Genomic DNA, 17,254 nt, shown 5'->3' with positions numbered 1-17,254 from the left:
CTTCTGTGTTTAAGCACTGAGTGCCAAAAAGAAAGGCGAAGCCGCACGGCTCCGCCTTTCTTTTTGGCACTCAGCTAAAATAGCACCTTCTCTGCGTTTAATTGAAGATGTACCGCAGACCAAACTGCGCTCTCCAGCGCGATGAAAAATCGTTCACAAAATAAGGGTCGCCGTCTGTGAGGCCACGGCCAGTATAGTTAAACCGGGGTGTGGTGGTGCCAGGCTCGTACCCAACAAAGTCGATGGCCTGAAAAGCATTGAAAGTAGCCGTGTACTGGCGTCCCCAATCCTTGTTGAGCAGATTCGTGAAGTTGAAAATATCGAATGTGATCTGCAGCCTGTGGTCGTTGTCTCCCTGTCGCACCCTAAAATCCTGCATGATGCGTAGGTCAATCTGGTTGGTCCAGGGTAACCGGTCTCCGTTCCGCTCGGCGTACTGGCCTCGTCTGCCGCTCAGGTAATCGTTGCTGTTAATAAAAGCGTCCAGCGACTGCCACTGTTGCTCTGCCGATACCACGGTTCCGTCACGCTCGGTATAAGGCACCAGATTTATCTCGGCGGCACTGCCCGGAATATAGATCAGGTCGTTGGTTCTGCCCGCATCGTTGTTCACGTCCCCGTTGTAAATATACGAAAGCGGCACTCCCGTTTGCCCGTTGTAGAAGGCGGAGATGGTGGTGCCTGCAAAGCCAAGATAGTTAAGGTTGTAGGTAAGGCCAGCCACTACCCTCGATCTGACATCATTGTCAGCAAAGGCTTCTCTAACATTGTTGAGGCCCTCTACCTGGTTTACGTTGATCCAGTTGGAGCGTGCCTGGCTGGAGTTGCCGGGGTTCACGTCTTTCGCTCTGGAATAGGTATAGGCCAAAGAACCCGAAACGCCATTCTCCACAAACGTCTTCTGTAACTGCCCGGTCAGGCTGTAGCCGAAGCCCCGGCTGGTGTTGGTCAGGTAAATGATGTCCTGGAAGCTGTTGCCTGGAATGCGACCAAATACGGGACGGTTGTCAGCTCCTGTCAGGGTGCCGGTCTGCTCCAGGTTCAGGTTCTGGTAATAGATGTTGTTGAGGTTTTTGGAATATATACCCTCCAGCGTGGCCACCAGGTCGAAGGGGAGGCGGTGGTCAACGGCTGCGTTCACCCGGAACAGCTGCGGAAACTTGAAGTCGGGGTCTGTTATGTTGATCTCAGCCGTTCTGTCGGACAAACCCACAGAGGTAGCGGTCGGCTGGGTGTTAGGGTCCGCGTTAAAACGGATTTGCTCCAGCAACGGTCCCGACGTGAGCGCCAGGCTTCCAAGCAACTGCCCTGTGTTGGTATACTGGTTCGAGATCCAGACAAAAGGCGCCCTGCCCGTAAATATACCTGCGCCACCGCGCACCTGTGTGTTGCCATCGTCAAACACATCCCAGTTCAATCCCACTCTGGGCGACAGCATGAACTGTGCACCCGGAGTCTTGTCGGTGGCCAGGCCCCTGCTGGCAAACGCCTCATTGAACTCAGTGTTGGCAGCTGGCTCGTCGTTAAAAGTCGGGATGTCGAGTCGTATACCTGCTGTTACCTTCAGGTTGTTTCGGACAGCGTACTCATCCTGGGCATAAAATCCGAGCTGGAATGCCGAGAAGTCGGCGCCCTGCTGGCGGTTGTCGGTGCGCGAGTAGTTGCGGAAAAAGGCACCCGGGGCTGTCTCGTTTGCGGTGCCAATGGCTTCGAAAGCCTCAAGCGAGTTATACTCGTAGGCACCAAACTCCTGCCGGATGAACAGGTTGTAGGTCTTATAAAACTCGTTGTGCGTGCCTAGTGTGATGGTGTGCTTGCCTAAAAAGGCGTTAAAGTTGTTGGTAATGGTCAGCACATCCTGGTCGAGTTGGTTTTGTCCTGAGAAGGGCTCACTGCCCAGCGAAATGGTACGGCCTCCTGACAAGCGGATCAGGACGCTCGGAAACGGATCACCTATGATGTCGCGGTCGTCGCGCACTGCTGTGAAACCAATCAAGGCCTCGTTGGCATACTGGCCACCAAACTGGCTGCGCAGCTGCAGTACGCTGGAGTTGGTGGTGCTGGGGAAAAACTCGGCATTGTTAGCGAAACGGAGGGCGTTGGGGGTGCGGGAGTTGTCGATGTTCTCGCCGTATACATAACTGTGTCGGAGTGTGAGTTGGTGATTGTCGGTGATGTTCCAGTCGAGTCGGGCGAAAATCTTGTCGCTCAGCGTCTCATCGTCTATCCCCCGGAAGCTGCCCGGGTCGTAGCCCAGGCGGTTGGCGACGCTCAGCACGCGGTTCGCTTCATCTACCGTAATGTTGGAACCGGGGGTGCCGGGTTCAAACAGAAGGGGCGCTACCCGTTTCGTTTTCTCGCCATTCACGAAAAAGAACAGCTTGTCCTGGATGATCGGACCGCCAAGCCGCAAGCCCATCTGATAGTCCGTAAAGTCTGGGAGCCTGGTTCTGGCCTCATTGGGGCTTTTGCCCACCAGCGCCTCGTTGTTGCCGAAATAATAGACAGAGCCTATGAATCGGTTTGAGCCGCTGCGTGTGATCGCGTTGATGCCGCCCCCAGTAAAGCCGCTCTGCCTCACGTCGAAAGGAGCGATTACCACCTGTATGGCCTCAATGGCATCCAGCGAGATGGGCTGCACGCCGGTCTGGCCGCCGTTGGTACCGCTGGCGGAGAGGCCGAACACGTCATTGTTCACGGTGCCGTCTATCGAGAAGTTGTTGAAGCGGTTGTTCTGCCCGGCAAACGAAATGCCTGATCCGGAGGTAGAGGCCTGCGGTGTGATGCGGGTGAAGTCATTCAGGCTTCGGGAGATGGTAGGCAAGGACTCCAGCTGCTCCGTCGACACGTTGGTAGCGGCGCCTGTTCTGTCGGAGTTGATGACTTTGTCCTGAGTAGCGGTGATCTGCACTTCGCCCAGGGTGGTGGTGCTTTCTGTGATAGTGAGGTCCAGCCTGAAATTCTGACCGAGCGCCAGGTTGATATTGTCGAACCGCTGTTCCTGGTAGCCCACGTAAGAGGTCCTCACGGTGTAGGGGCCACCCACACGCATGTTCTGAATGTTGTAGCGGCCTTCTGCATTGGTAGCAGCTGCATACTGTGTGTTAGTAGGCGTATGGACCGCTATAACTGTTGCGCCCGGCAGTGGGGAACCGTTTTGGTCCTGCACCACCCCGTTCATGGCCGCAGTGGTGGTACCCTGAGCCCACACCAGGTGCCCGCTCAAAAGCAGCAGTAAGGTCACAAGTAACTTTGCGTAAATAGTCCTCATAATACTTATAAGCTAAATTGAAAAAATATAACTACCTATAAGTACGTATGTATGAGTATTTTATCTCTTTTTAAGCTGAAATTTTGTGCTTTGGCGGAGGCAGAACTCTTCAGGTCTGAAGCATGAGGAGGCACTGTTGTACAGGTATAGCTCTTGGCATACCTGCGGCAGTTATCACAAAGCAATACCCGATCTGTAGGTTATACCTGCGCCAAGGTATAAACTGTGTCGGCAAGAACAGGGCTTATACCTGTGCCCGGCTATTGTCTTCTTGAAATTTGCGGTGAGCTGCTTAGAGCCTATACCTATTCGTCGAATGGCCTTACAGCTTTAATGAATATTTTCTGCCAGTAATCGGAGTGGAGGTTGTTCTCGATCACACCTAGGCTGGTGGAGGCGTGTATAAACCTGACTTCTGCATCGTTGATCACTTCTGTCACCATGCCCACGTGCGTAATTTCCCGGCTGTTTTTGTTAGCGCCGAAGAATACGAGGTCGCCTTCCTTCAGTTCTCTTGGTTTTACGGTTTTGCCAAAGCGGCTTTGCTCCTCCGATGTGCGGGGGAGGGTGACATTGATGCTTTGAAAGGAAGTACACAGCAGGCCGGAGCAGTCCATGCCTACACGGGTGGTGCCTCCCCATTTATAAGGAGTGCCGGTATAGGAGCGGGCAGTTTCTATAACGGTGGCCACATGCTCATCGAGGCGGCGCGGGTTAGGCACGTTGGTGCGGCTGGTGCGGTCTTTGGTAGCAACGGTGCCTTTCCCGCCGCTCCGGCCTGCCATTCTGGCTTTCTTGCGGGCCAGGCGTTTTTCCTCGGCTATCTCCCTGGCCGACTTGTAAGTCTCGCCACGTTTGCTGAAAGTAGGCTTTGCTGACTGACAGGAAGCCATTAGCCCGATGAAAAAGATAAACAATAGGTAACTGGTAAATGATGTTCTCAAAGCGTAACTTGGTATTAAATGGCTAAAATTGGTCAGGCTTGCTAAATTAAGCATAAGCTATTTAATATAAAATGAATTTCGAGAAGATAACCCCAAATCTGGTAGAAGCTTTCGCTGCCATTGTCGGGCGCGAGTACCTGGTGCTGCCTGCGGATCAGGAAGGCATGGTGCGCTATACCCACGATGAGACCGAAGACCTGCGCTACCTACCCGAAGTGGTGCTCAAACCAAAGAACGCCGAAGAAATCAGCCGTATTATGCAGCTGTGCCACGAAAATCGCATACCTGTCACGCCGCGTGGCGCCGGCACAGGCCTGAGTGGTGGTGCGCTGCCTGTGCACGGGGGCGTGGTGCTGTCCATGGAGCGGCTTAACAGTATCATTGCCATCGACGAGCGTAACCTGCAGGCCACGGTAGAGCCCGGCGTGATCACGCAGGTGTTTCAGGAAGCCGTGATTTCCCGCGGGCTTTTTTACCCGCCAGACCCCTCCAGCCGGGGTAGTTGCCAGTTGGGAGGCAATTTGAGCGAGTCGTCAGGAGGGCCAAGGGCGGTGAAATACGGCGTTACCAAAGACTATGTGCTGAACCTGGAAATGGTGTTGCCGACCGGCGAGATTACCTGGACAGGCGCCAATGTGCTCAAAAACGCCACAGGCTACAATCTGACCCAGTTGATGGTAGGCAGCGAGGGCACCTTGGGCATCATTACCAAGATCGTGTTCCGCCTTATACCTTATCCGACGCAGAACCTGGTGCTGCTGGTACCTTTCCGGAAAGAGGAGGAGGCAGCTGCTGCCGTGTCCAGAATTTTTACAGCAGGTATAGTGCCCTCTGCGCTGGAGTTTATGGAGCGCGAAGCCATTGAGTGGGCTTGCCGCTACCTGGGCCTGGAGGTACCCATGGCAGCCGACGAGCGGGCTCATTTGCTTATAGAACTCGACGGCAACGACATGGACCTGCTATACAAAGATGCGGAGCAGGTATACGAAGTGCTGGAAACCTTCGATGTTGGCGACATCCTGGTAGCCGACAATGAGAAGCAAAAGGAAGACCTCTGGCGCTTGCGGCGCAGTGTGGGCCATGCCGTAAAGAGCAACTCGATCTACAAAGAAGAGGACACCGTGGTACCCCGCGCGGAGCTGCCTGTTCTGCTCCGGGGTGTGAAGGAGATCGGAGAGAGGTATAATTTCAAGTCGGTATGCTACGGGCACGCCGGTGACGGCAACCTACACATCAACATCGTAAAAGGCGACATGTCAGACGATGACTGGAACAACAAGCTGCCCGAAGGTATAAAGGAGATTTTTCGTCTGTGCGTGTCGCTTGGCGGCACCATTTCCGGCGAACACGGCATCGGGCTCGTGCAGCGGCCATACATTGGGATTGCCCTGAGCGACGTGCAGTTGCGGCTGATGCGGGGCATCAAAGAGCTCTTTGACCCTAAGGGCATTATGAACCCGGGAAAAGTATTTTAAAAAGAAAGCGGCAGTCGAATTTCGGCTGCCGCTTTTTATAGGCATAGCACCAAGGTATACCTTAGCTTTGCATACAGATCAGGCTTTGGAGTCATGGGTTGTCTTTTTATCTGCCAAGGCCTCGTCTAACTGCCGTAAGGTATCCCAGGACTGTAGTAGGTTGCGCGGTGACTCGTGCAGTGGCGGTGTTGCATTGTCGGGCTGCTCTTCCTGCTGACCAGTGCTCAGGTTGTGCAGCTTGCTCTGCGCCTGGTTTTCCTTTTCTGTTGCCTGGTGACTGCGAAACAGGGCCTCGTTCAGGTTTTTATCGGGTTCCGTCATAATAGCTCGTTTTAGTTTTAAGTTTGGTGGAAGGTCTTTTCCTTCTTCTTGTCTTCTTCTTTTATAAAATTACTAACGTACTGGGCTACCTCATCGGCATGCTCCTCCATCAGGAAATGTCCGCTGTCCTCAAAGTGCATCACGTAGCATTCATGGAAAAAATTCTTCCAGCGTTGCAGTGCCTCGATCTTGACTAGCTTATCGCGCTCACCCCACAAAATGAGGGTCGGAATATCCTGGATCTTTTTGCGTTCTTTCCATAGTTCATCATACCACTTGCTAACACCCACTAACTCCCGGGCGCAGGCCAGCGAACTCACTGTGTCATCGGGGTCGCCAAGCGCGTGAGTGTACTGGTCTTTCAGTTTCTCAGGCATTTTGCTTTCCTGCCCAAACAGCTCGTGCACCAGTTGGTCTGTGGTGAGGTTTAGCTTGGAGTGCAGGAACTTGCCCAGGGGACCTACCAAGTATTTGCTGGCCTTCGAAAACACCTGGTGGTTAGACAGCGACCAGGTCCAGGTGTTGAGCATCACAATACTCCGCACTTTTTCCGGGTGTTTGATGGCATAGGCCAGGCCGATCGGCGCCCCGAAGTCGTGCACCAGCAGCGTAATATCGCTGAGCCCCAGATGTGCCATCAGCTGCTCAAAGTTGGCTGCGTGCGCTCTGGGTTTATAGCTCCAGTCCTTGGGTTTGTCCGATAGGCCAAATCCGATCAGGTCGAGCGCCACACAGCGGTATTTTTTGCTCAGGATCTTGATCAGGTTGCGGTACGCAAACGACCAGGAAGGCGTGCCGTGGATCATAACGATCGGGTGGCCCTGCCCCTCGTCGATATAATGCATCTTGCCGGCTTCTAATTCCAGGAACTTGGATTTGAAGGGATATTCTTTGGTGTCCAGCCAGTCTGGTTTCATAGGTGACTCAGGGTGTTAGCTTCCCTTATCTATACTTGAGACAGACACACAGGTTGTAGAGAAGCGTAAAAATATGTCCAGCGGTTTCAAATGAGAGGCAGTACGGCATCAGGGGCAGGTATATAATAATATGCCGTAGCAACACAGGCTGTCGGATTGACAGGAGATGCCTGCTCAATAATTTTATTTTTTAAGGATATCCCGTAACTCTTTTTTGCTGAACAAAGTAAGACAATGCGCCGGTTCGCGGCACTTCGAGGGAAATGCACCGCTACGGTGTCTTAGTACCAGATGGCATTATGGCTATTAGTAAATAGCTACATTCGAATCCTTCTAAATAAAATGTTTAAATTTGCCTTTTTAAAAGCGTGTGTTTCATGGGGAACATCCCTGTGCAGTTCATCCTGATTTTAAGAAACGTTAGTTTCCCCTCCTGTCTTGCTTCCTGAAAGTGGGCATCTACATGCTTCAGGTGAAGAGAAAGGTATAGGGAACAGAGGCAAGATAACCGGACGAGTTCGTTTTGATTGCCTATTGATTTTGAATAAAACTTAAGTTTGTACATCCATAACAGATTTTACCTATGAGAATAGCAGTAGTTGGGACGGGCTACGTGGGTTTGGTGACAGGCACCTGCTTTGCCGAAGTGGGCATCGACGTGACCTGCATCGACATCGACCAGAAGAAGATAGACAACCTCCGCCAGGGCATCCTGCCCATTTACGAGCCGGGCCTCGAGGAGATGGTGCTACGCAACTCGCAGAAGGAGCGCCTGAGCTTCTCCACCAGCCTTGCCGAGAGCGTGCAGGGCTGCCAGGTGGCCTTCATTGCCGTGGGCACGCCCCCGGGCGAGGACGGCTCGGCCGACCTGAAGTACGTGCTGGCCGTGGCCCGCGAGATCGGCCGCTCCATGACCGACTACCTGGTGGTGGTGACCAAGAGCACCGTGCCGGTGGGCACGGCCGCCAAGGTGCGCCAGGCCATTGCCTCGGAGCTGGAGGCGCGCGGCGCCGACATCGCCTTCGACGTGGCCTCCAACCCCGAGTTCCTGAAGGAAGGGGCCGCCATCGACGACTTCCTCAAGCCGGATAGAATCGTGGTGGGGGTGGACTCCGAGAGGGCCCAGCAGGTGATGCAGAAGCTCTACAAACCGTTTTTGATGAACGGCCACCCGCTCATTTTCATGGACATCCCCTCGGCTGAGATGACCAAGTACGCGGCCAACGCCATGCTGGCCACCAAGATCTCGTTCATGAACGACATTGCCAACCTGTGCGAGATCATGGGTGCCGACGTGAACATGGTGCGCAAGGGCATCGGCTCTGACGCCCGCATCGGCAACAAGTTCATCTACCCGGGCATCGGCTACGGGGGCTCGTGCTTCCCCAAGGACGTGAAGGCTCTCATCAAGACGGCTTCCGAGAACGGCTACTCCATGGAGGTGTTGAAGTCGGTGGAGACGGTGAACGAGAAGCAGAAGTCAGTGCTCTTCAACAAGGTGATGAACTACTTCAACGGTGACCTGACCGGCAGGACCTTCGCCGTGTGGGGCCTCTCCTTCAAGCCCAAGACCGACGACATGCGCGAGGCCCCCTCGCTGGTGATCATCGAGAAGCTATTGGAGCAGGGCGCCAAAGTGAAGGCATACGACCCGGTGGCCATGCAGGAGGCCAGGCACTCGCTGGGCGAGCGCATCGAGTACGGCAAGGACGAGTACGAGACGCTGATCGACGCCGACGCGCTGCTGCTGGTGACCGAGTGGCCTGAGTTCCGCTCGCCCAACTTCGCCGTTGTCAACAAGCTGATGAAGGAGAAGGTGGTGTTCGACGGAAGGAACATTTACGATGCGCACGAGATGGAGGAGAAGGGCTTTGCCTACTTCGGCATCGGCGTGAAGCAGGCCAACGTGAAGCAGGAAACCAAAGCAACGGTATAGGTATGGCCAGAAAAAGAGTATTGGTAACGGGTGGGGCAGGCTTTCTGGGCTCCCACCTGTGCGACAGATTCATAGCCGAGGGCTACCACGTGATCGCGATGGACAACCTGATCACGGGCAACCTCGAGAACATCGAGCACCTTTTCAAGCTGGAGCAGTTTGAGTTCTACCACCACGACGTGTCCAAGTTTGTACACGTGCCAGGTGAACTGGACTACATTCTGCACTTCGCCTCGCCGGCCAGCCCAATCGACTACCTCAAAATCCCAATCCAGACGCTGAAAGTGGGTTCGTTGGGTACGCATAACCTGCTTGGCTTGGCCAAGGCCAAGGGTGCGCGTATGCTCATCGCCTCCACTTCGGAGGTATACGGTGACCCGCTGGTGCACCCGCAGCACGAGGACTACTGGGGCAACGTGAACCCGGTGGGGCCGCGCGGTTGCTATGACGAGGCCAAACGCTTCCAGGAGGCCATGACCATGGCCTACCACATGCACCACGGGCTGGAGACGCGCATTGTGCGTATCTTCAACACCTACGGACCACGCATGCGACTGGATGACGGCCGTGTATTGCCTGCCTTCCTGAGCCAGGCCCTGCGCGGTGAGCCGCTGAGCATCTTCGGCGACGGCAGCCAGACACGCTCCTTCTGCTATGTGGACGACCTGGTGGAGGGCATTTACCGCCTGCTGCTGAGCGACTACCCGTACCCGGTGAACGTGGGCAATCCGTCTGAGATCACCATCAGGCAGTTCGCCGAGGAAATCTGCAAGCTGACTGGTGTGGAACTCAACATCGAATATCAGCCGCTGCCGACCGACGATCCACAGAAGCGCCAGCCGGACATCAGCAAAGCCCGGGAAGTGCTAGGCTGGGAGCCGCAGGTTGACCGTGCTGAAGGACTAAAGCGCACCCTCGAGTACTTTAAAGAGAAAGTGCAGATACCCGCCGAGCGTATCGGCTAATAGGTATAGATAAATACAAAAGCGCCCCTGCCATATATGATGCCAGGGGCGCTTTGCTTTGTGAAGGTATGGTGTACCTAAATTTTCTTGTGTGCTTTCATGAAGTCTTTGGCCTCTTTGTTGGCTGCGTGCTTTTTGTCGGTGGCCTCTAGTACGATGCCGTAATAGCGTTTCGCTGTTTTCAGTTCACGCTCCTGTTTGGCAATGCGGGCGAGGTTCAGGTATGAATTCACGAAATAGCCTGAGTCGCGCTCGTTGCTCATTTCGGCAAAGGTGATCGAGTTCTGGTAGTACGACTTGGCTTTCTGGAAATCGCGGTACTTGTTCTGGTTGATGTAGGCCAGGATATAAGAGGCATAGCGCCCACTCACGGCTTCGTAGCCGGGCATGCGTCTGTCGAGCTTGCTCAGTATGTCGAGGCATACCCGCTCCGCCATCGTAAAGTGGCCTTGCACAAAGAGCGCTCGGGCGTAGAAGCGTTGGAAATAGGCGTTGTTGGGGTATTTTTCTACCAGTCCTTTTACCAGATCAAGCGCAGCTTCCATGTTGCCCTCTTCATTGGCATAGATCTTCATCAGAAAGAACTTGGCCTCGGTGCCGGTGTAAAAGCCGTTGTTGGCCACGTAGCGCAACTGTTTTATACCTAGTCGCTTGTCGCCGCTCGGGAAGAAGGCGAGCACCGGGCGCAGCATTTTGTAGTTTTCGTGAATCCAGATGGAGTAGTAGTTAAAGAGCGCCTCCCCGAACAGGAACTCTGGGCTCAGGCCGTTGCCGGCTTTGGCTTTCTCGAGGTACTCCAGTGAGCGCTTGCTGGCAATAGTAGCTTTGCGCCAGTTGCTTCGCTCGGAGTGCAGACGGCCGGCAAAACCATTTGCTGCAGACAAAAAGAAAGCCGCTTCGTAGTCTTTTTCGTTGGCGTCGTACAGCTTTTCAGCCTTCTGGATGGTGGAATCCATGTAAGCGAAAAACAGATCGTCGTATTCCAGGGTCTGTATATTGGTTGGCACGATCTTCCACCATTGGCTGAGCCCCATCAGGAAATAAGGTAGCGGATGATTGGGGTAGCGGCGGCGCAAAGATTTGAATTGTTTTTCAGCGAGCTCGTACTTAAAGTTGTACATGTTGTCCACGGCGCCCTCCAGTTCGTACTGGATGTCTTTGTCCATGAGCAGCATACCTTTGATGTTACCTGCCGAAGGAATCACCTCAACCGATTGTATTGTCACTTCCCTGATAGCCGTATCGGACTGCGCCTTAGAACCTTGCCCTAAAGCGAAGTTGGTCAGGATGATACCGAGAAAAGCAAGTACAATCTTCTTCATAGGTTAAAAGAAAAGCCCGGAGCGGCGTAATGATAGCCCCATATCTGGTGAACAGGTACTAAAAGTACAACAATTATATTAATTTTGAATTGATACAAAAGAAATATTGCATGAAACTTCTGAAACAACTCTGCAGCATACACGCACCGTCCGGCAACGAAAAAAAGCTATCTGATTTTCTGCTTAACTACATTGAAGAACAGAAAGTTCAGTGGAAGCAACAACCTGTTGTAGTTTATGGGGAGGGTTTTCAGGATTGTATTTTGTTAATATTTGGTAAGCCAAGAACCGCGATTTTTGCACATATTGACTCCATCGGCTTTACGGTGCGCTATGGCAAGCAACTGGTCAAGATAGGCGGTCCTGACCTGGAGACAGGCTATACGCTGGTAGGAGAGGACTCCAAGGGAAAAATTGAATGCACGCTGGAGCTTGATGAAGAAGCGCATGAGATCAGGTACAGCTACGACCGCGAGATCGACCGCGGCACAGAGCTCGTGTTCAAGTGCGACTTCCGGGAAACCGAAGAGACCGTGCAGTCCTGCTACCTCGATAACAGGCTGGGAGTTTGGAGCGCACTGAAAGTGGCGGAAACGTTGGAGCATGGCATTATCGCGTTCAGCAGTTGGGAGGAGCATGGCGGCGGCTCGGTCGCATACCTGGCCAAATACATTGCGGAGCGGTACGGCGTTCACCAGGCACTCATTTCGGATATAACCTGGGTAACGGAAGGAGTGCGACCCGGAGAGGGCGTTGCCATCTCGATGCGCGACAGCCTGATACCCCGCCGGTCATATGTTGAGAGGGTCATCAGCATTGCGAAAGACGCTGGTATACCTTACCAACTGGAGGTTGAGGGTGCAGGTGGCAGCGATGCCAAGGAATTACAGCACGGTCCTTACCCCTGGGATTGGTGCTTTGTGGGCGCACCCGAGGACAATGTGCACTCGCCAAATGAAATTGTGCACAAGAAAGACATTGATAGTATGGTGGCGCTGTACAGGGAATTAATGGCTAAATTGTAGTTAGATAAAGTTGTCCTTCAAAAGGACTGCCTATACTTGGCAGTCCTTTTTTTATTTGTACTAATAGCGGAAAAGGGGTTTGGGAGGAGGCAATAGTCTGAATAATGGCAGGATTGAGCGGTACAAACAGGGCACGTGAGAAGTAAGAGGCACAAATAGCTAAGGTATAGTCTCATACCCGACAACTTAGGTATAGCGCTTCGAAAGTTATTATTTGGAAAAGTCAAACGAATAGCCTTTCTTTAATAGCTCTATATAGCAATTTTAGGAATCTCAACCCTTATTAACAAAACTAACTCTTATTGAATGGAACCTATTCTCTACGCAATCCCTGGATTTGGACTGGCGGCGCTGATTTATACCTTTATCAGGTCAGCCTGGGTGACGAAGCAAGCAGCAGGCAACGAACGTATGACGGAAATCGCCCGCCACATTGCCGACGGTGCTATGGCATTTTTGAAGGCTGAGTATAAAGTGCTTTTCTACTTTGTAGTCATTGCCAGTATATTTCTCTTTTACCTGGGCTATACCGGTGAAAAATCGCACTGGACAATTGTATTGGCCTTCATCATGGGGGCGCTTTTTTCAGCCATCGCTGGTTTTATCGGTATGCGCATTGCTACCAAGGCCAATGTGCGCACGGCGGAAGCAGCCCGCAATAGTCTGTCGCGTGCCCTCAGCGTGTCGTTTGCCGGTGGTTCGGTAATGGGTATGGGCGTGGCTGGTCTGGCTGTGCTGGGCCTGGGCTCGCTCTTCATTGTCCTTTACTACTTTTTTGTGCAGAGTGTGAACGGCAGCGTGAACGGGCATGAAATGGAAGTAGCCCTGGAGGTGCTCACTGGCTTCTCGCTGGGCGCTGAAAGTATCGCGCTTTTCGCACGTGTGGGCGGTGGTATCTATACCAAAGCTGCCGACGTGGGTGCCGACCTGGTGGGTAAAGTAGAGGCAGGTATACCGGAGGACGATCCGCGCAATCCCGCTACCATTGCCGACAACGTGGGCGACAACGTAGGCGACGTGGCAGGTATGGGTGCTGACCTTTTCGGGTCTTATGTGGCAACTATTTTGGCTACTATGGTACTGGGCCGCGAAGTGGTTTCGGAAGATAATTTCGGTGGTATGGCCCCGATCATCCTGCCGATGTTCATTGCCGGTCTGGGTATCATCTTCTCGCTCATCGGTATGCTGTTCATCCGGGTGAAAGAAGGTGGCGACGTGCAGGGTGCCCTCAACCTGGGTAACTGGATTTCTGTTGCGCTGACTGCAGTTGGTGCTTACTTCGCCATCCACTGGATGCTGCCGGAGAACATGAACCTGCGCAACTTTGAGTTTACCTCTAACGGTGTGTTCATTGCCGTGATCGTAGGTCTGGTGGTAGGCACGCTCATGAGTATTATCACGGAGTATTACACGGCTATGGGCAAAAAGCCCGTTAATTCGATCGTGCAGCAATCCTCTACGGGGCATGCAACCAACATCATCGCCGGCTTGGCGGTAGGTATGCACTCCACGGTGTTGCCGATTATTGTACTGGCCGCTGGTATTGTGCTTTCGTACGCTTCTGCCGGCCTTTACGGTGTGGCCATTGCGGCGGCTGGTATGATGGCCACTACGGCCATGCAGCTAGCCATCGATGCCTTCGGCCCGATTGCTGATAACGCCGGAGGTATAGCCGAGATGAGCGAACTACCGAAAGAAGTGCGTGGTCGTACCGATATTCTGGACGCTGTGGGTAACACCACTGCCGCTACCGGTAAAGGCTTCGCGATCGCCTCTGCCGCACTTACATCCCTTGCTCTGTTTGCCGCTTTCGTAGGTATAGCCGGCATTGAGTCCATTGACCTGTACAAGGCGCCTGTGCTGGCCGGCCTCTTTATCGGTGCCATGATTCCGTTTATTTTCTCGGCGCTGGCTATTTCGGCGGTGGGTCGGGCAGCTATGGCGATGGTGCATGAGGTGCGTCGCCAGTTCCGCGAAATTCCGGGTATAATGGAAGGTACCGGTCAGCCGGAGTACGAGAAATGCGTGGCAATTTCAACCAAAGCCGCCATCCGCGAAATGATGCTGCCAGGTGCCATTGCCCTGATCGTGCCGGTATTGGTGGGCTTCGGTTTCAGAGGTGTGTTCGCCGATACCCCTTCTGCCGAAATTCTGGGCGGCTTGCTGGCTGGTGTAACCGTGTCGGGTGTGCTGATGGCGATGTTCCAGTCAAACGCCGGCGGTGCCTGGGACAATGCCAAGAAGTCGTTTGAGAAAGGCGTGGAGATTAATGGCAAGATGGAGTACAAAGGCTCTGATGCCCACAAAGCTTCCGTAACCGGCGACACCGTGGGCGACCCATTCAAAGATACTTCCGGCCCTTCGATGAACATCCTCATCAAGCTCATGTCAATCGTGTCGCTGGTAATTGCGCCGCACATAGCCACGGAGCGAACCCCGGCTATACCTGAGGAACCAAACCTGAATATGGAGATACAGCAGGAGGCACCAGCAACAGGCCAAGTCCTTAACGCGGAGAATACGGCCGTGATTGCCGGATTAACTTCCAGATAAAGAATACTATATCCATAAGTATAAATAAGCCCATCCTTTCGGTTGGGCTTATTTTTTATTATCCGTACCTTTGTTTACCAACAAGACCAATACGCTATATGGAGCCCCGTACAATCACGATTCACGATTGTGACTTCAGTACCTACATGTACGAAGAAGAAATTATTGCACGCATTGTGATGCTCGCAGAGCAAATTGAGCAGGACTACGCTGGTAAAAACCCACTCTTTCTGGCCGTGCTGAACGGGTCGTTCATGTTCACAGCCGATCTGATGAAGCGCATCAGAATACCTTGTGAGATCTCCTTTATCCGCATGTCGTCTTACCAGGACATGCAGAGCACCGGCCGCGTGAAGGAGGTGCTGGGCCTGACCGAGAATATAGAAGGACGCGATGTGCTGATCATTGAGGACATCGTGGATACCGGGCATACCGTTCACGCACTGCTGCAGCAACTGCGTGAAAAAGCCCCTGCTTCCATCGAAATCGTGACCCTGCTCATGAAGCCCGAGTGCCTGCAGCACCAACTTGACGTGAAATATGTGGCGCAGTCTATACCAAACGACTTTGTAGTAGGCTACGGGCTTGATTATAACGGGCTGGGCCGCAACCTGCGCGATATCTACAAAATCGTGTCGTAGCCAGGGAGCTGGTTGCGTTGAAAGCAGTCGCCCATGATTTGGCGCATCTCAAAAAATATTGAACAGTACATCGATTTTATACTTAAATTTGTTTTTTATCATAAATCAAAGATATGCTCAACATCGTTTTGTTTGGCCCTCCAGGTGCTGGTAAAGGTACACAAAGCCAAAAGCTGATAGACAAGTATAACCTGATACACCTGTCAACGGGTGATTTGCTGCGCTCTGAAATTGCCGCCGGCACTGAACTGGGTATGAAAGCCAAATCGCTGATGGACAATGGACTGTTGGTGCCCGATGAAGTGGTGATTGGCATGATCGCAAACAAAGTGAAAGAGAACAAGCATGCGGGCGGGTTTATCTTCGACGGATTTCCGCGCACCGTGCCGCAGGCACAGGGCCTGGACAAACTGCTGATGGACCTTGGCACTGAGATCTCCTGCATGATTGCCTTGAAAGTGGATGACGAAGAGCTGACGAAGCGCCTCTTGCTGCGTGGTCAGACCTCCGGCCGTCCCGACGACCAGAACGAAGAGCTGATTCGCAAGCGTGTAGTCGAGTACAACACCAAAACCACGCCGGTTGCCGACTACTATGCCGGCCAGGACAAATTCTACTCTGTGGATGGCATCGGTGAAATTGACGAAATCTTCAACAACATCTGCGCGCACATCGACAACCTGAAAGAGAAGCAGAAGAAATAGCTTTTCGAGCGGTTTTTCAACTATTGACTACAAGAGGTATAAGCAGGCCGGAACTCAAACGCTCCGTACTTGCTTATACCTTATAATTTATACCTGTTAGCATTACCTACATTGGCCCAATCCAACTTTATTGATTACGTAAAAATCTGTTCCCGCTCCGGACACGGTGGCGCTGGCTCAGCGCACCTGCACCGCGACAAACGCACCGCTATGGGCGGTCCTGACGGCGGCGACGGGGGCAGAGGTGGCCATATCATCCTCCGTGGCAATGCCCAGCTGTGGACTTTGCTGCACCTGCAGTACCGCAAGCACGTAATTGCCGAAAATGGCCAGAACGGCGGTCCGAGCCACTCCTCTGGTGCGCAGGGCAAAGACGATGTGCTGGAGGTTCCACTTGGAACAATTGCCCGCAACGCTGAGACCGGCGAGTTTATGTGCGAGATTACCGAAGACGGACAGGAGATCATCCTGACGCCGGGCGGTCGTGGCGGACTGGGCAACGCGCACTTTAAGTCGCCTACCAACCAGACACCGCGTTATGCCCAGCCAGGCGAGCCAGGTATAGAAGAATGGGTGATTCTGGAGCTGAAACTACTGGCCGATGTCGGTCTGGTGGGTTTCCCGAATGCTGGTAAGTCAACTTTGCTGTCGGTGGTGTCGGCGGCCAAACCAAAGATCGCCAATTACGCCTTCACGACGCTGGAGCCGAACCTGGGGGTTGTGCCTTACCGTGACTACCGTTCGTTTGTAATGGCTGATATACCGGGTATCATCGAAGGAGCATCGGAGGGCAAAGGCCTTGGACTGCGCTTCCTGCGCCACATCGAGCGTAACTCCATGCTGCTGTTCATGATCTCGTGCGATAGTCCGGACATTGCCGAGGAGTATAAAATACTGGTACACGAGTTGGAAACCTACAATCCGGAGCTACTCGACAAGAAACGCATTCTGGCCATCACCAAAACCGATATGATCGATGACGAGCTGGAGGCTGAAATGCGTGAGACATTGCCAAAGGACATTCCGGCTGTGTTTATCTCGAGCATGACGCAAAAGAACCTGACGCAACTGAAGGACATGATCTGGTTAGCGCTTAATTCGTAACCACGTCAGCCAGTTTAAGAATACACATCGGTAGCGGCTGCAGGGCTTGCTACCGATTTTTTTTGAGGTGCAACTA

Annotated in this window: 13 protein-coding genes; 8 read left to right on the top strand and 5 right to left on the bottom strand. The window is 53.2% G+C overall.

Annotation, left to right across the window (positions count from 1 at the left end):
• Window positions 1-97: 97 nt before the first annotated feature.
• Entirely contained in the window at window positions 98-3,271 is a 3,174-nt protein-coding gene (locus BD749_RS15870) for a TonB-dependent receptor (RefSeq protein WP_101446148.1), read from the bottom strand.
• Between the two features lie 305 nt (window positions 3,272-3,576).
• A complete protein-coding gene (locus tag BD749_RS15865) occupies window positions 3,577-4,215 on the bottom strand; it encodes a C40 family peptidase (RefSeq protein WP_245869316.1) in 639 nt (212 codons plus the stop codon).
• 71 nt (window positions 4,216-4,286) lie between these two features.
• Here BD749_RS15865 and BD749_RS15860 point away from each other — a divergent pair, with 71 nt between their 5' ends.
• On the top strand, window positions 4,287-5,690 hold the full coding sequence (locus BD749_RS15860) for an FAD-binding oxidoreductase (RefSeq protein ID WP_101446144.1): 1,404 nt from the start codon (window positions 4,287-4,289) through the stop codon (window positions 5,688-5,690).
• A gap of 78 nt (window positions 5,691-5,768) precedes the next feature.
• Here BD749_RS15860 and BD749_RS15855 read toward each other — a convergent pair whose 3' ends face one another.
• Window positions 5,769-6,011, bottom strand: a complete 243-nt coding sequence (locus BD749_RS15855) for a hypothetical protein (protein WP_101446142.1) — start codon at window positions 6,009-6,011, stop codon at window positions 5,769-5,771.
• Window positions 6,012-6,028: 17 nt separating this feature from the next.
• A complete protein-coding gene (locus tag BD749_RS15850) occupies window positions 6,029-6,928 on the bottom strand; it encodes an alpha/beta fold hydrolase (protein WP_101446140.1) in 900 nt (299 codons plus the stop codon).
• A gap of 583 nt (window positions 6,929-7,511) precedes the next feature.
• On the opposite strand from BD749_RS15850, the gene BD749_RS15845 reads away from it, so the two are divergent.
• Complete coding sequence (locus tag BD749_RS15845; protein ID WP_101446138.1) at window positions 7,512-8,864, top strand: UDP-glucose dehydrogenase family protein; 1,353 nt, start codon at window positions 7,512-7,514, stop codon at window positions 8,862-8,864.
• 2 nt (window positions 8,865-8,866) lie between these two features.
• Window positions 8,867-9,829, top strand: coding sequence for a UDP-glucuronic acid decarboxylase family protein (locus BD749_RS15840; RefSeq protein ID WP_101446135.1), 963 nt, complete (start codon window positions 8,867-8,869; stop codon window positions 9,827-9,829).
• Window positions 9,830-9,906: 77 nt separating this feature from the next.
• Here BD749_RS15840 and BD749_RS15835 read toward each other — a convergent pair whose 3' ends face one another.
• On the bottom strand, window positions 9,907-11,151 hold the full coding sequence (locus BD749_RS15835) for a tetratricopeptide repeat protein (RefSeq protein ID WP_101446133.1): 1,245 nt from the start codon (window positions 11,149-11,151) through the stop codon (window positions 9,907-9,909).
• Between the two features lie 110 nt (window positions 11,152-11,261).
• On the opposite strand from BD749_RS15835, the gene BD749_RS15830 reads away from it, so the two are divergent.
• The 5 genes from BD749_RS15830 to obgE all read left to right on the top strand — a co-directional run bounded on the left by BD749_RS15830 (window position 11,262) and on the right by obgE (window position 17,178).
• On the top strand, window positions 11,262-12,176 hold the full coding sequence (locus BD749_RS15830; RefSeq protein WP_101446130.1) for a M20/M25/M40 family metallo-hydrolase: 915 nt from the start codon (window positions 11,262-11,264) through the stop codon (window positions 12,174-12,176).
• Window positions 12,177-12,482: 306 nt separating this feature from the next.
• Complete coding sequence (locus BD749_RS15825) at window positions 12,483-14,729, top strand: sodium-translocating pyrophosphatase (RefSeq protein WP_101446127.1); 2,247 nt, start codon at window positions 12,483-12,485, stop codon at window positions 14,727-14,729.
• Between the two features lie 98 nt (window positions 14,730-14,827).
• Entirely contained in the window at window positions 14,828-15,370 is a 543-nt protein-coding gene (gene hpt / locus BD749_RS15820; RefSeq protein WP_101446124.1) for a hypoxanthine phosphoribosyltransferase, read from the top strand.
• Window positions 15,371-15,483: 113 nt separating this feature from the next.
• On the top strand, window positions 15,484-16,074 hold the full coding sequence (locus BD749_RS15815) for an adenylate kinase (protein ID WP_101446122.1): 591 nt from the start codon (window positions 15,484-15,486) through the stop codon (window positions 16,072-16,074).
• 111 nt (window positions 16,075-16,185) lie between these two features.
• Window positions 16,186-17,178 (top strand): GTPase ObgE, encoded by a 993-nt coding sequence (gene obgE, locus BD749_RS15810; protein ID WP_101446120.1) that lies wholly within the window; start codon window positions 16,186-16,188, stop codon window positions 17,176-17,178.
• Window positions 17,179-17,254 lie beyond the last annotated feature (76 nt).

The sequence above is a fragment of the Pontibacter ramchanderi genome (assembly GCF_002846395.1).
In the GTDB taxonomy this organism is placed as follows: Bacteria; Bacteroidota; Bacteroidia; order Cytophagales; family Hymenobacteraceae; genus Pontibacter; species Pontibacter ramchanderi.
Note: the sequence above shows the minus strand (reverse complement) of the source record. Positions and strands in the feature narration are given on the sequence as shown.

Coding starts and splice junctions, on each gene's coding strand:
- BD749_RS15815 (WP_101446122.1), top strand. CDS start 15,484: ATGCTCAACATCGTTTTGTTTGGCCCTCCAGGTGCTGGTAAAGGTACA.
- BD749_RS15840 (WP_101446135.1), top strand. CDS start 8,867: ATGGCCAGAAAAAGAGTATTGGTAACGGGTGGGGCAGGCTTTCTGGGC.
- BD749_RS15825 (WP_101446127.1), top strand. CDS start 12,483: ATGGAACCTATTCTCTACGCAATCCCTGGATTTGGACTGGCGGCGCTG.
- BD749_RS15830 (WP_101446130.1), top strand. CDS start 11,262: ATGAAACTTCTGAAACAACTCTGCAGCATACACGCACCGTCCGGCAAC.
- BD749_RS15870 (WP_101446148.1), bottom strand. CDS start 3,271: ATGAGGACTATTTACGCAAAGTTACTTGTGACCTTACTGCTGCTTTTG.
- BD749_RS15855 (WP_101446142.1), bottom strand. CDS start 6,011: ATGACGGAACCCGATAAAAACCTGAACGAGGCCCTGTTTCGCAGTCAC.
- BD749_RS15845 (WP_101446138.1), top strand. CDS start 7,512: ATGAGAATAGCAGTAGTTGGGACGGGCTACGTGGGTTTGGTGACAGGC.
- hpt (WP_101446124.1), top strand. CDS start 14,828: ATGGAGCCCCGTACAATCACGATTCACGATTGTGACTTCAGTACCTAC.
- BD749_RS15860 (WP_101446144.1), top strand. CDS start 4,287: ATGAATTTCGAGAAGATAACCCCAAATCTGGTAGAAGCTTTCGCTGCC.
- BD749_RS15835 (WP_101446133.1), bottom strand. CDS start 11,151: ATGAAGAAGATTGTACTTGCTTTTCTCGGTATCATCCTGACCAACTTC.
- BD749_RS15850 (WP_101446140.1), bottom strand. CDS start 6,928: ATGAAACCAGACTGGCTGGACACCAAAGAATATCCCTTCAAATCCAAG.